This is a genomic window from Citrobacter sp. CK188 (assembly GCF_030333525.1).
GTDB lineage: Bacteria > Pseudomonadota > Gammaproteobacteria > Enterobacterales > Enterobacteriaceae > Citrobacter_B > Citrobacter_B koseri.
Window position 1 is genome coordinate 1 of sequence record NZ_JAOWFU010000026.1, and the last position, 12929, is coordinate 12929.

The 12929-nt window shown below is 54.8% G+C and carries 12 protein-coding genes; 3 read left to right on the forward strand and 9 right to left on the reverse strand.

Annotation, left to right across the window (positions count from 1 at the left end):
* Positions 1-100: 100 nt before the first annotated feature.
* Genes hemG through pepQ form a run of 4 tightly spaced genes read right to left on the reverse strand, consistent with a single transcriptional unit; the run spans position 101 to position 4092 of the window.
* Positions 101-646 carry a menaquinone-dependent protoporphyrinogen IX dehydrogenase gene (gene hemG / locus OGV67_RS04365; RefSeq protein ID WP_047459942.1) on the reverse strand — a complete coding sequence of 182 codons (546 nt, stop codon included), beginning with the start codon at positions 644-646 and terminating at the stop codon, positions 101-103.
* Positions 647-657: 11 nt separating this feature from the next.
* Positions 658-2109 carry a Trk system potassium transporter TrkH gene (gene trkH / locus OGV67_RS04370; RefSeq protein ID WP_012131195.1) on the reverse strand — a complete coding sequence of 484 codons (1452 nt, stop codon included), beginning with the start codon at positions 2107-2109 and terminating at the stop codon, positions 658-660.
* A gap of 37 nt (positions 2110-2146) precedes the next feature.
* Positions 2147-2761 (reverse strand): IMPACT family protein, encoded by a 615-nt coding sequence (locus tag OGV67_RS04375; RefSeq protein ID WP_012131194.1) that lies wholly within the window; start codon positions 2759-2761, stop codon positions 2147-2149.
* On the reverse strand, positions 2761-4092 hold the full coding sequence (gene pepQ, locus OGV67_RS04380) for a Xaa-Pro dipeptidase (protein ID WP_049009825.1): 1332 nt from the start codon (positions 4090-4092) through the stop codon (positions 2761-2763). Before pepQ ends, OGV67_RS04375 begins: the two co-directional genes overlap by 1 nt.
* Positions 4093-4279: 187 nt before the next feature.
* Here pepQ and fadB point away from each other — a divergent pair, with 187 nt between their 5' ends.
* Entirely contained in the window at positions 4280-6469 is a 2190-nt protein-coding gene (gene fadB / locus OGV67_RS04385) for a fatty acid oxidation complex subunit alpha FadB (RefSeq protein ID WP_071258148.1), read from the forward strand.
* A gap of 9 nt (positions 6470-6478) precedes the next feature.
* The gene (gene fadA, locus OGV67_RS04390) at positions 6479-7648 is read left to right on the forward strand and encodes an acetyl-CoA C-acyltransferase FadA (protein WP_115615290.1); all 1170 of its coding nucleotides are present in this window, start codon (positions 6479-6481) and stop codon (positions 7646-7648) included.
* Positions 7649-7804: 156 nt separating this feature from the next.
* Here the strand turns inward: fadA and fre are convergent, their stop codons facing one another.
* A complete protein-coding gene (gene fre, locus OGV67_RS04395) occupies positions 7805-8506 on the reverse strand; it encodes an NAD(P)H-flavin reductase (RefSeq protein WP_012131188.1) in 702 nt (233 codons plus the stop codon).
* A gap of 41 nt (positions 8507-8547) precedes the next feature.
* The gene (ubiD, locus tag OGV67_RS04400) at positions 8548-10032 is read right to left on the reverse strand and encodes a 4-hydroxy-3-polyprenylbenzoate decarboxylase (RefSeq protein ID WP_012131187.1); all 1485 of its coding nucleotides are present in this window, start codon (positions 10030-10032) and stop codon (positions 8548-8550) included.
* Positions 10033-10275: 243 nt separating this feature from the next.
* Here ubiD and rfaH point away from each other — a divergent pair, with 243 nt between their 5' ends.
* Positions 10276-10764 carry a transcription/translation regulatory transformer protein RfaH gene (gene rfaH / locus OGV67_RS04405; RefSeq protein ID WP_104867953.1) on the forward strand — a complete coding sequence of 163 codons (489 nt, stop codon included), beginning with the start codon at positions 10276-10278 and terminating at the stop codon, positions 10762-10764.
* A 7-nt stretch (positions 10765-10771) separates the two neighbouring features.
* Here the strand turns inward: rfaH and tatD are convergent, their stop codons facing one another.
* The 3 genes from tatD to tatB are packed head-to-tail and all read right to left on the reverse strand — an operon-like array spanning position 10772 to position 12926.
* Positions 10772-11554 (reverse strand): 3'-5' ssDNA/RNA exonuclease TatD, encoded by a 783-nt coding sequence (gene tatD / locus OGV67_RS04410; RefSeq protein ID WP_058668356.1) that lies wholly within the window; start codon positions 11552-11554, stop codon positions 10772-10774.
* Between the two features lie 41 nt (positions 11555-11595).
* Positions 11596-12375, reverse strand: a complete 780-nt coding sequence (tatC, locus tag OGV67_RS04415) for a Sec-independent protein translocase subunit TatC (protein WP_012131184.1) — start codon at positions 12373-12375, stop codon at positions 11596-11598.
* Between the two features lie 2 nt (positions 12376-12377).
* A complete protein-coding gene (gene tatB, locus OGV67_RS04420) occupies positions 12378-12926 on the reverse strand; it encodes a Sec-independent protein translocase protein TatB (protein ID WP_012131183.1) in 549 nt (182 codons plus the stop codon).
* Positions 12927-12929 lie beyond the last annotated feature (3 nt).

Sequence of the window (12929 nt, forward strand, 5' to 3'; positions counted from 1 at the left end):
TTGTTCCGTGTCAGTGGAGGCGCATTATAGGGAGTTATTCCGGCCTGACAAGGGGAAATTTAAAATTATTTTCCGACTGCGTGTTTTTTATTCTTTACGTTTATTTTGCCAACGATTTGTTGGTTAATTGGGCGATGTCGCGGGCAAAATTCGCCACTTGTTCCCAGTCGGTATAGACCACTTCTTTACTCGTATCCGTCTCACCGCCAGACATCTTCATAATGAGTTTAATCATCAGACGGTCATACCAGCGGTAACGAGGGTAACGAAGCGCGCCAGCAATAACGGCGCAAAGATCGGGTCGCCACTGCGAACTCATCAGAAACTTGCGCGCGTAGCTGTTGGTCTGCGGTGTGCGCTTTTCAGGTTTACGCGCGACCAGGTTAACGGAATAAAACGCACTCGGCATCGCGTTCAGGCGCGTAGCGTGCTTCTTCACAAACTCCTGGAAAGCGGCATGGTAATGGCCATAACGAATAGAGGCGCCAATCACCACGCGATCGTAACTTTGCCAGTCCAGCTCTTCAGTACGATGGAGATTAATCACATCCGCCCAGATCCCCAGCTCCTTTAATTCCGAGGCCAGATAAGAAGCTATCTCGCGCGTTTGTCCGTCCCGGGTAGAAAAAAGAATCAATGTTTTCACGTGTTACTCCATTATTCACGCCAGAAGGTAGGGGTAAAAAGTACCAGCAAAGTAAAGACTTCAAGACGACCAAATAACATATTGGCGATCAGAATCCATTTCGCAACAGGGTTCATGCTGGCAAAGTTGTCCGCAACCACACCTAACCCTGGCCCCAGGTTGTTAAGGGTCGCCACAACGGAGGCAAACGCGGAAAAGTCATCCACGCCAGTCGCGATAATGGCCAGCATACTGACAATAAAGACTAAGGCATAAGCAGAAAAGAATCCCCATACCGCTTCGAGGATACGTTCCGGCAGCGCACGGTGCCCCAGTTTTATACTGTAAACCGCGTTCGGATGGACCAGACGCTTCAGTTCACGGTTCCCCTGTTTGAACAGCAGCAGGATGCGGATCACCTTCAGCCCGCCGCCCGTTGACCCCGCACAGCCGCCGATAAACGCAGAGCATAACAGCAGCACCGGCAGAAAGAGCGGCCAGCGGGCGATGCTGTCAGTGGTAAACCCGGCGGTTGTCGCCATTGATACGACCTGAAAGAACGCCTGGTTGAGCGTGGTCAGCGCCGAGTTATAGATATCGTGGAACCACAGCACCAGCGTACAGATCACCACCAGCGTCAACTGAACGCCAATGAACATGCGAAATTCAGGGTCACGCCAGTAAACTTTCAGGCTGCGCCCGCTTAATAAAGAGAAGTGCAGACCGTAGTTACAGCCAGAGATCAGCAAGAAGATAGCCATGATGCTGTTAATGGTCGGGCTATCGAAATAACCGACGCTGGCATCGTGCGTAGAGAAACCGCCGATCGCGATAGTAGAAAAACTGTGCCCAATGGCGTCAAACGCGGGCATTCCGGCGAACCATAGCGCCAGCGCGCAGGCCACCGTCAGTAACACATAAATCAGCCATAGCGTCTTTGCCGTTTCCGCAATACGCGGGCGCATTTTATTGTCTTTCAGCGGCCCCGGCATTTCTGCGCGGTAGAGCTGCATCCCCCCAACGCCGAGGATAGGAAGAATCGCCACCGCCAGCACAATGATCCCCATCCCGCCAAACCATTGCAGCATCTGGCGGTAAAAGAGAATCGCGTGCGGTAAAGAGTCCAGCCCCACCAGCGTCGTCGCGCCCGTTGTCGTTAAGCCGGAGAATGATTCAAAAAAAGCATCGGTAATGGTGAGATTCGGGCTTTCAGAGAAGATAAACGGCAACGCCCCCACGCTTCCCAGTACGGTCCAGAACAGCACCACAATGAGAAACCCTTCGCGGGATTTAAGCTCGCCTTTCTCCCGGCGGTTGGGCCACCACAGCAGAGAGCCGATCACCAGCGCGACAAAGAATGTCTGCGTGAATGCCCGCCCCGCCCCATCACGGTAGATCAACGCAACCAGTCCAGGGAGGATCATTGTTCCCGAAAATAAAATGACCAACAGTCCAACGATTCGGGTAATGGCGCGAAAATGCATCTCTGCCGCTTCCTTTGTTCTTCAAAATGAGGTGGGATTATTCTTCAATCGCTAACAATTGCAATGAACCACGGCTAAAATCCGCCAGCCTTGCTGAAAATTCATCCACATTCGCATAAGGAAGCGCCACCCTGAGCCGAACGAATGCCTGATAATCGCTGGTAACGATTTGACCGGCAAACTGCCCTAATAATGCTTCTATTCCGGCCAGTTGGCCGTACTCACACTGCAAAGTATATTCGGTTAACGGCGTCTTGCGCTGCGTCGTTAACTGACGCAACGCCTGATTCACGCCGCCGCCGTAGGCTTTTACCAGCCCGCCGGTGCCGAGCAGAATACCGCCATAGTAACGCACCACGACAGCGGTGATCTCGCCAACGCCGCTGCCCATTAGCTGGGCAAGCATCGGTTTGCCTGCCGTTCCCGCCGGTTCGCCATCATCAGAAAATCCCAGCTGTTGTGAATCATCCGGCGCGCCCGCCACCCATGCCACGCAATGATGACGCGCATCTGGATGCGCCGCTCTGACAGCATCAACAAAGGCTTTCGCCGCTTCAACGCCGTCCGTGTGGGCGAGCAGCGTAATGAAGCGGCTTTTTTTGATCTCTTCCTCGACAGTGACCGGCGCCGCAGGGATTAACCAGCTGTCCATCACGCCAGTTTCAAATCCCGCGTCATATTTTCAACACCGTTTTCGTGAATCACCACGTTGTCTTCAATACGAATGCCGCCGAACGGTTTCAGCGCTTCAATTTTCTGCCAGTTGAAGTGCTTGCTGAATTGCCCCTCGCGCCACGGCGCCAACAGCGATTCGATAAAGTAGATCCCCGGCTCAATGGTCAACACCATGCGCGGTTGCAGCACGCGGGTGCAGCGCAGATAAGGGTATTTCGACGGCGCGGCCAGATGCGTCCCGGTATCGTCCTGCATAAAGCCTGCAACATCATGAACCTGAAGACCCAGCTGATGACCAATACCGTGCGGCATAAACGGCCCGGTGAGATTGTTCTCGACCATCGCTTCTTCGCTGATATCGGTGACGATATGATGCTTACGCAGCAATTTCGCGATGCGTTGATGGAACTGAATGTGATAATCCACGTAGCTGACGCCCGCTTTCATGGTCGCAATCAGCGCCAGCTGTTCGTCATTCACATCTTTGATTAACTGAGCGTAATCGGTGTCATTGTTTGCCGCCCAGGTACGCGTCAGGTCTGCGGCATAACCGTTATATTCCGCCCCGGCATCCAGCAGGAAGCTGCGCATTTCAGACGGCGCGCGATGATCCAGTTTGGTGTAATGAAGAACCGAAGCGTGCTCGTTGAGCGCCACGATATTGCTATAAGGCACATCGGTGTCACGGTGGCCGGTCGCAGTCAGGTAAGCCAGGTTAATGTCGAACTCGCTCATACCGGAACGGAACGCTTCTTCTGCCGCGCGATGGCCGTTCACCGCCGTTTTCTGCGCTTCACGCATACAGGCCAGTTCGTAATCCGTTTTGTACGCACGGTAGTAATGCAGGTAATCGATCACCCCTTTCGGGTTGATGTTGCTGGCGGCGATATCCAGTTGCAGCGCACGCTCCGGCACCGGACCGATGTAACCGATATTACCGCGCGCGGCAGGGAGCTGGCTGCCAATACCGTCGGCTTTCGGCAGGGCAATCACCTCTACCTCTTCGGTCCAGAACGACGTGGGCAGCGGCTCAACGTTGTGCCAGTAATCCACCGGCAGGTAGAACCACAGTTTGGGTTTATTCACGCCATCGACCAGCAACCAGCAATTTGGAACCTGTGTGACCGGTACCCAGGCTTTAAACTGCGGGTTAACTTTAAACGGATAGGGATGGTCGTCGAGGAAGACGTTGATAAGCTCGCCGGAGTGAATAAGTAGCGCATCCAGCTTAAAACGCGCCAGTGCGTCACGCGTCCGTTCTTGTAAGGTAACGATATGATTTTTATAGAGTGCGGCCAGTGATTCCATTTTCTACCCTTCTGTTTTTTGACCTCGAGTCTCCGCATCTTAGCACATCGCTCCGGGAGAGCGTGATTTCTGCCGAGCGTGATCGCATCGGCATTTTTTTAATCTCTCATTTGCATTTTTTTAACACAAAATACACACTCGCTTCATCTGGTATGACCAGATCACCTTGCGGATTCAGGAGACTGACATGCTTTACAAAGGCGACACCCTGTACCTCGACTGGCTGGAAGATGGCATCGCCGAACTGGTGTTCGATGCCCCAGGATCGGTCAATAAACTCGACACTGCGACCGTCGCCAGCCTCGGCCAGGCGCTGGACGTGCTGGAAAAGCAAACAGATTTAAAAGGGCTGCTGCTGCGCTCTAACAAAGCAGCCTTTATTGTCGGTGCTGATATCACCGAATTCCTTTCGCTGTTCCTTGTTCCTGAAGAACAGTTAAGCCAGTGGCTGCACTTTGCCAATAGCGTCTTTAATCGCCTCGAAGATTTACCGGTGCCAACGCTTTCCGCCATCAACGGCTATGCGCTGGGCGGCGGCTGCGAGTGCGTACTGGCAACCGATTATCGTCTGGTGACGCCGGATCTGCGCATTGGCCTGCCGGAAACGAAGCTGGGCATCATGCCGGGCTTTGGCGGTTCTGTCCGTATGCCGCGTATGCTGGGCGCTGACAGCGCGCTGGAAATTATTGCTGCCGGGAAAGACATCGGCGCTGAGCAGGCGCTGAAAATCGGCCTGGTTGACGGTGTCGTGAAACCGGAAAAACTGCTTGATGGCGCAATAGCGGTATTACGTCAGGCGATTGACGGCTCACTGGACTGGAAAGCTAAACGCCAGCCGAAGCTGGAACCGTTGAAGCTCAGTAAAATTGAAGCGGCGATGAGCTTTACCATCGCCAAAGGCATGGTGGCGCAGACGGCCGGGAAGCATTACCCCGCCCCGATGACCGCCGTGAAAACGATCGAAGCCGCCGCACGCTTTGGCCGTGAAGAAGCGCTGAATCTGGAAAATAAAAGCTTTGTCCCGCTGGCGCATACCAATGAAGCCCGCGCGCTGGTCGGTATCTTCCTCAACGATCAGTTCGTGAAAGGTAAAGCGAAAAAGCTGACCAAAGACGTTGAAACACCGAAGCAGGCAGCCGTACTGGGCGCAGGTATTATGGGCGGCGGCATCGCTTACCAGTCAGCCTGGAAAGGCGTGCCGGTGATCATGAAAGATATCAACGACAAATCCCTGACGCTGGGCATGACCGAAGCGGCGAAACTGCTGAATAAGCAGCTGGAACGCGGCAGGATCGACGGCCTGAAACTGGCGGGCGTGATTTCAACGATTCACCCAACGCTGAACTACGCCGGTTTTGATCGCGTTGATGTAGTGGTCGAAGCGGTAGTGGAAAACCCGAAAGTGAAGAAAGCGGTACTGGCGGAGACTGAAGACAACGTCCGCCCGGATACCGTGCTGGCGTCAAATACGTCCACCATTCCAATTAGTGAACTGGCAAGCGCGCTGAAGCGCCCGGAAAACTTCTGCGGCATGCACTTCTTTAACCCGGTACACCGGATGCCGCTGGTTGAAATCATTCGCGGCGAGAAAAGCTCGGATGAAACCATCGCTAAAGTCGTCGCCTGGGCCAGCAAAATGGGCAAAACGCCGATTGTGGTCAACGACTGCCCCGGCTTCTTTGTTAACCGCGTACTGTTCCCGTATTTTGCCGGTTTCAGCCAGCTACTGCGCGACGGCGCCGATTTCCGCAAAGTCGACAAAGTGATGGAGAAACAGTTTGGCTGGCCGATGGGCCCGGCTTATCTGCTGGATGTGGTCGGGATTGATACCGCGCATCATGCACAGGCAGTCATGGCGGCCGGTTTCCCACAGCGTATGCAGAAAGATTATCGTGATGCCATCGACGCGCTGTTTGACGCCAGCCGCTATGGTCAGAAAAACGGTCTGGGTTTCTGGCGCTATAAAGAAGACAGCAAAGGCAAGCCGAAGAAAGAAGAAGACGCAGCCGTGGACAGCCTGCTGGCAGAGGTCAGCCAGCCGAAACGCGACTTCAGCGACGAAGAGATTATCGCCCGCATGATGATTCCGATGGTCAACGAAGTGGTGCGCTGTCTGGAAGAAGGCATCATCGCCAGTCCGGCAGAAGCGGATATGGCGCTGGTTTACGGTCTGGGCTTCCCTCCGTTCCACGGCGGCGCGTTCCGCTGGCTGGATACGCTCGGCAGCGCAAAATATCTCGATATGGCGCAGCAGTATCAGCACCTCGGCCCACTCTATGAAGTGCCGGAAGGTCTGCGTAACAAAGCGCGCCATAACGAACCGTACTATCCCCCGGTTGAGCCAGCCCGCCCGGTTGGCGACCTGAAAACGGCTTAAGGAGTCACAATGGAACAGGTTGTCATTGTCGATGCAATTCGCACCCCGATGGGCCGTTCAAAGGGCGGCGCATTTCGTAACGTGCGGGCAGAAGATCTCTCCGCACACTTAATGCGCAGTCTGCTGGCGCGTAATCCCGCGCTGGAAGCAGCCGCTATCGGCGACATTTACTGGGGCTGCGTGCAACAAACGCTGGAGCAGGGTTTTAACATCGCCCGCAACGCCGCGCTACTGGCTGAAATCCCCCACTCCGTTCCGGCGGTCACCGTTAACCGTCTGTGTGGTTCCTCCATGCAGGCGCTGCACGATGCCGCACGGATGATCATGACCGGTGACGCACAGGCGTGCCTGATTGGCGGCGTGGAGCATATGGGCCATGTGCCAATGAGTCATGGCGTCGATTTCCATCCCGGCCTGAGCCGCAACGTAGCCAAAGCCGCCGGGATGATGGGGCTGACGGCAGAAATGCTTTCCCGTATGCACGGCATCAGCCGTGAAATGCAGGATGCGTTTGCCGCACGCTCACACGCCCGCGCCTGGGCAGCCACGCAGTCCGGCGCGTTTAAAAACGAGATCATCCCGACCGGTGGTCATGACGCCGACGGCGTGCTGAAGCAGTTTAACTACGACGAAGTCATCCGCCCGGAGACCACCGTCGAAGCGCTGTCGACTCTGCGCCCCGCGTTTGATCCGGTCAGCGGCACCGTGACCGCAGGCACCTCTTCCGCCCTCTCCGATGGCGCAGCCGCCATGCTGGTAATGAGCGAAAGCCGTGCGCATGAACTGGGCCTGCAACCACGCGCCCGCATTCGTTCAATGGCGGTTGTCGGTTGCGATCCCTCAATTATGGGTTACGGCCCGGTTCCGGCGTCAAAACTGGCGCTGAAAAAAGCAGGGCTTGCCGCCAGCGACATCGATTTGTTTGAAATGAACGAAGCGTTTGCCGCGCAGATCCTGCCGTGTATAAAAGATCTGGGACTGATGGAGCAGATTGACGAGAAGATCAACCTCAACGGCGGCGCGATCGCACTGGGCCACCCGCTGGGTTGTTCCGGGGCGCGCATCAGCACCACGCTGTTGAATCTGATGGAGCGCAAAGACGCCCAGTTTGGCCTGGCGACGATGTGTATCGGATTAGGTCAGGGTATCGCGACAGTATTTGAGCGAGTTCAATCATAGAGCGTTATTTATTGCAGGCCGGGCAAGCGAAGCGCCCCCGGCGACCATGCCGGATGACGACGCTCAGGCGTCTTATCCGGCCTACAACGCAAATGCCACTCTATAACAATTTAGTTGCCGTTCTTCCCGCCTGTCAGGGGCGGGTTTTTTTATTGCTTAGATAAAGGCAAACGCATCGCCAAACAGGCGATCTTCCCGCGCGTTACGCTCATTGCAGAACAGATCACGAGCGATTTTCGCCATCTCAAAACGACCGGCAATGTAGATATCATGCCCCGCCAGCGTACCGTGATCCTGCAATACCGCAGTTAATACCGTGCCCGTGCGGCCACGCCAGCCTTCTTCCGGTTGCTCTACCACCGGCTCAACGCGCAAATTCGGGTGCTGAACCGAAAGCGCCTCCAGCTCAGCGAGATCGTAAAGATGCTTCTCTTCACGCCCGCCCCAGTAGATCGTCACGTCGCGATTCGGATTACGCGCAAGCGCCGTCAGCAAAATTGAACGGACATAGGAGAAACCCGTTCCCCCCGCAATCAGAATCAGCGGGCGCTCTTCATCATCACGCAGCCAGGCTTCGCCATGCGGAATATCGACGACAATTTCTCTGTCTTTCAGAATGCGATCCATCACCGCCATCGCATACAGATTAAGCTCCGAAGCGCCAATGTGCAGCTCAATGAATCCGTGCTCATCCGGCGTGGAGGCCATAGAGAACGGACGCTTATCCCTCTCATCCATTACGACCATCAGATACTGACCAGCGCGAAAGGAAAACGCCGCGTCTGGCACTAAACGAACGCGATATACGGTATCGGTGATAGCTTCTACCGAGGTCACTTTACAGCTTAAGGTTGTCATGCGCTCCCTCTGTCGGGTCTATAGGGCAAAACGATCGCGCCTCAGGCGCCTTTACCGTCGTTAAAGATGGCCAACTCATCCCAAATCGCGTCAATACGCGCAGTCACTTCAGGATCTTTCTTGATAGGACGCCCCCACTCACGTTGGGTTTCGCCCGGCCATTTGTTTGTGGCATCCAGTCCCATTTTTGAACCTAGCCCGGAGATCGGCGAGGCAAAATCCAGATAATCAATGGGGGTGTTCTCTACCAGCACCGTATCCCGCGCCGGGTCCATACGGGTGGTGATCGCCCAAATCACATCATTCCAGTCGCGTGCGTTGACGTCGTCATCGCAGACGATAACAAATTTGGTATACATAAACTGGCGTAAAAATGACCAAACGCCCATCATGACGCGTTTCGCATGACCCGCGTACTGCTTTTTCATCGTTACAACGGCCAGTCGATAAGAACACCCTTCCGGCGGAAGATAGAAATCAACAATTTCCGGGAACTGCTTTTGCAAAATCGGGACGAAGACTTCATTCAACGCCACACCGAGCACAGCAGGTTCATCAGGCGGTCGGCCGGTATAAGTTGAGTGATAAATGGCGTCTTCACGCTGCGTAATGTGCGTAACGGTGAAAACCGGGAAGTTATCCACTTCATTGTAATAACCGGTGTGGTCGCCATACGGCCCTTCCGCCGCCATTTCGCCCGGTTCAATATAACCTTCCAGGACGATTTCCGCACTTGCAGGTACTTCAAGATCGCTGGAGAGACATTTAACCACTTCCGTCTTTGTGCCACGCAGCAGCCCTGCAAACGCGTATTCCGACAGTGTATCCGGTACGGGAGTCACTGCGCCGAGAATGGTGGCCGGATCGGCACCCAGTGCCACGGCAATCGGGAAACGCTCGCCAGGATGCGCCGCGCACCACTCCTGGAAATCCAGCGCGCCGCCACGATGCGACAACCAACGCATGATCAACTTGTTTTTGCCGATCAGTTGCTGACGGTAGATCCCCAGATTTTGCCGCTCTTTGTGAGGGCCGCGCGTCACGGTCAGCCCCCAGGTAATAAGCGGCGCGGCATCTTCCGGCCAGCAGGTCATGATGGGAATACGCTGTAAATCAACGTCGTCGCCAGAGAACACTTTCTGCTGGCACGGCGCGCCGCGTAGCCGTTTGGTCGGCATGTTCAGCACTTGCTTAAACTGCGGCAGCTTATCAAACAGGTCGCGGAACCCTTTCGGCGGCTCCGGCTCTTTCAGAAACGCCAGCAGCTTGCCGACTTCGCGCAACGCGGTGACATCTTCCTGGCCCATACCCATTGCGACACGTCTGGGCGTACCAAACAGGTTGCACAACACCGGCATCGCATAGCCTTTGGGATTTTCAAACAACAGAGCAGGCCCGCCCGCACGCAGCGTACGGTCAGCAATTTCAGTCATTTCCAGATGAGGATCTACCGCAAGCGTAATGCGTTTGAGTTCACCCTGCTGTTCCAGCAGCGTCAGGAAGTCGCGTAAGTCGTGATATTTCATGGCGTCAGTTGTGGCCTCTTTGTAAGCGCCTCATTATACGGCGTTCATCATCGTGATGCTGTATTTTTGTTAAATTAGCGTGAACTCTGACGGTACAGGGGAACCCGGGGGTTATCTACCCAATAAATTTCAGGTTGCGGCGAGGTAGCCAACAAAGAAGCAGCCTGAAATACAACGGGTATAATTAACTTAGCGCATGGCTTTTGTTATGCTTGCGCCCCGGACAAGCGGATAAGAGTTATTATGCAATCCTGGTATTTACTGTACTGCAAGCGCGGGCAACTTCAGCGTGCCCAGGAACACCTCGAAAGACAGGCGGTAAATTGCCTGACGCCGATGATCACGCTGGAAAAAATGGTGCGCGGCAAACGTACCGCCGTTAGCGAACCGCTCTTTCCTAACTATCTGTTTGTTGAATTCGACCCGGAAGTGATTCATACCACCACGATCAACGCCACGCGCGGCGTCAGCCACTTCGTGCGGTTTGGCGCGCACCCTGCCACCGTTCCGTCCAACGTGATTCATCAGCTTTCTGTCTACAAACCGGAAGGCATTGTTGATCCCGAAACGCCCTACCCGGGGGACAGCGTGATTATCACTGAAGGCGCATTTGAAGGTCTGAAGGCGATTTTTACCGAACCGGATGGCGAAGCGCGCTCCATGCTGCTGCTTAACCTGCTAAATAAAGAGGTGAAGCAGAGCGTGAAAAACACCGCGTTTCGTAAAGTTTAAGCGCGCTTTAGAAAGCAATCCCAAACAGCGTTTTAACATTGGCATCCGTTGTGGCCGCCAGCCATTGCGGGTCTTCCCCGCGCCAGTGGGCAACGCGCGCAAGAATGTGCGCCAGATGCGCCGGTTCGTTACGCCGCGAAGCCGGTTTAGGCGTGAGATCGCGCGGCAACAGGTAGGGGGCGTCGGTCTCAATCAACAGTTTTTCCGCAGGGATGAAGGGCAGCAACTCACGCAATTCAAGACCACGACGTTCATCGCAGACCCAACCCGTGATACCGATATAAAGCCCTCTGTCTATGCACTCCTGCATTTCCTTACGCGTACCGGTAAAGCAATGCAACACCGCGCCAGGGAGTTTATCCAGCCACGGCTCAAGCAGCGCCAGAAAACGCGCATGCGCATCCCGACAGTGCATAAAAACGGGCATCTGCAACTCAGCGGCAATGCGCAACTGCGCCTGGAAGGCGCGTTCCTGTTCTTGCGGCGTGGAAAAATTACGATTGAAGTCCAGACCACATTCGCCAATCGCCACCACGTCCGGCTGGCTTGCCAGAGCAACGATCGCATCTTCAGTTTCTGATTGCCACTGGCTGCTGTCATGCGGATGTACGCCAGCCGTCGACCAGCAGCAGGCATAACGCTGCGCCAGTTTTTGCGCCTGCTGGCTTTCGTGAAGATTGGTTCCGGTCAGAAGCATACCCGACACCCCGGCAGCCAGCGCGCGCGTCACCACGTCATCGCGATCTTTCGCAAATTGCGAACTGGTTAAATTAACGCCGATATCAAACATGCTTCCTCCCATATAACAACCGCCCTGACGGGCGGTTGCGTTTATTCTTCAGTTTTCCCGGCCTGCTCAGTCTCGGCCTCGTCATCTTCTTCTCGTGGACGTCGTTTACCGACATAGAAGCGAGAGAAGAACACGCCAACCTCAAACAGGCAGTACATCGGTATCGCCAGCAATGTTTGTGAGAAGACATCTGGCGGCGTCAGCAGCATCCCCACGACAAACGCGCCAACCACGACGTAAGGACGCTTCTTACGCAAGTCCTCAGGGGTAGTTACCCCCATCCAGCAGAGCAGAACAATCGCGACGGGCACCTCGAAAGAGACGCCGAATGCCATAAATAACGCCATCACAAAGCTGAGGTAACTGGCGATATCGGTAGAAACCTGTACGCCCTGCGGCGCGGTATTGGCAAGGAAACCAAACGCGAGCGGGAAGACCACAAAGTAGGCGAACGCCATGCCGATATAGAACAACAGCGAGCTGGACACCAGCAGCGGCACGACAAGACGACGTTCATGCTTATACAGCGCAGGGGCAATAAACGCCCATACCTGGTACAAAATCACGGGCGCAGACAGGATCAGCGACACCATGAAAGTCAGTTTGATAGGGGTGAAAAACGGCGAGGCCACGTCGGTGGCGATCATCGTCGCACCCTGCGGCATCTGTTCGATCAGCGGCGCGGCAACCATGTGATAAATGTCATTGGCGAAATAGACCAACGCCAGAAAAATCACAATAACCGCAATAATGCAGTTCAACAGACGCTTACGCAGTTCAATCAGATGCGTAATAAGAGGTTGGGTATCATCTACAGCCATGTTTACGATTTATCACTCGACGAGGGGGAGGATTCGACAACAGTCGCGGCGGATTTCTTTTCTGCGTCCATCTCGTTTACGGAAGCGGCTTCCGTCTGTTCAGGCTGCCCGGCATCAGCCGTTTCCGGTGTTTGCTCAGGAGAATTGGCCTGGGTTTCAGCGGCGGCAGGTGTAACCCCTTCATGCTGCGCTTCGTTATCCTTCACCACCGGATTATGGATGGTATGCGCTTCATCGCTCGCTTTTTCAGGATCGTTGGCGCTGTAGGAACGCTTCATCGACTCCGCGGCCTGACGAAGTTCATCCATCGAGGCTTTCAGTTCTGGAGTCAGGTTCTGGAGGCTCGCTTTTTCGACCTTCTTCAGACTGTCCTGAAACTCCTGGAGCTTCAGCTCCTGGGTCAGTTCATTCTGAACCGTAGTCGCAAGGGATCGCAACGCGCGTACCCAGCCCGCTACCGTTTTTACCGCTACCGGCAATCGTTGAGGCCCCAGAACGATGAGGCCGATCACGAATACCAACAGCAGTTCGCTAAAACCGATGTCAAACACGAA

Excerpts from the sequence above, each read along its gene's own strand:
- rfaH (WP_104867953.1), top strand. The coding sequence starts at position 10,276 with ATGCAATCCTGGTATTTACTGTACTGCAAGCGCGGGCAACTTCAGCGT.
- OGV67_RS04375 (WP_012131194.1), bottom strand. The coding sequence starts at position 2,761 with ATGGACAGCTGGTTAATCCCTGCGGCGCCGGTCACTGTCGAGGAAGAG.
- trkH (WP_012131195.1), bottom strand. The coding sequence starts at position 2,109 with ATGCATTTTCGCGCCATTACCCGAATCGTTGGACTGTTGGTCATTTTA.
- fre (WP_012131188.1), bottom strand. The coding sequence starts at position 8,506 with ATGACAACCTTAAGCTGTAAAGTGACCTCGGTAGAAGCTATCACCGAT.
- fadA (WP_115615290.1), top strand. The coding sequence starts at position 6,479 with ATGGAACAGGTTGTCATTGTCGATGCAATTCGCACCCCGATGGGCCGT.
- tatD (WP_058668356.1), bottom strand. The coding sequence starts at position 11,554 with ATGTTTGATATCGGCGTTAATTTAACCAGTTCGCAATTTGCGAAAGAT.
- pepQ (WP_049009825.1), bottom strand. The coding sequence starts at position 4,092 with ATGGAATCACTGGCCGCACTCTATAAAAATCATATCGTTACCTTACAA.
- fadB (WP_071258148.1), top strand. The coding sequence starts at position 4,280 with ATGCTTTACAAAGGCGACACCCTGTACCTCGACTGGCTGGAAGATGGC.
- tatC (WP_012131184.1), bottom strand. The coding sequence starts at position 12,375 with ATGGCTGTAGATGATACCCAACCTCTTATTACGCATCTGATTGAACTG.
- ubiD (WP_012131187.1), bottom strand. The coding sequence starts at position 10,032 with ATGAAATATCACGACTTACGCGACTTCCTGACGCTGCTGGAACAGCAG.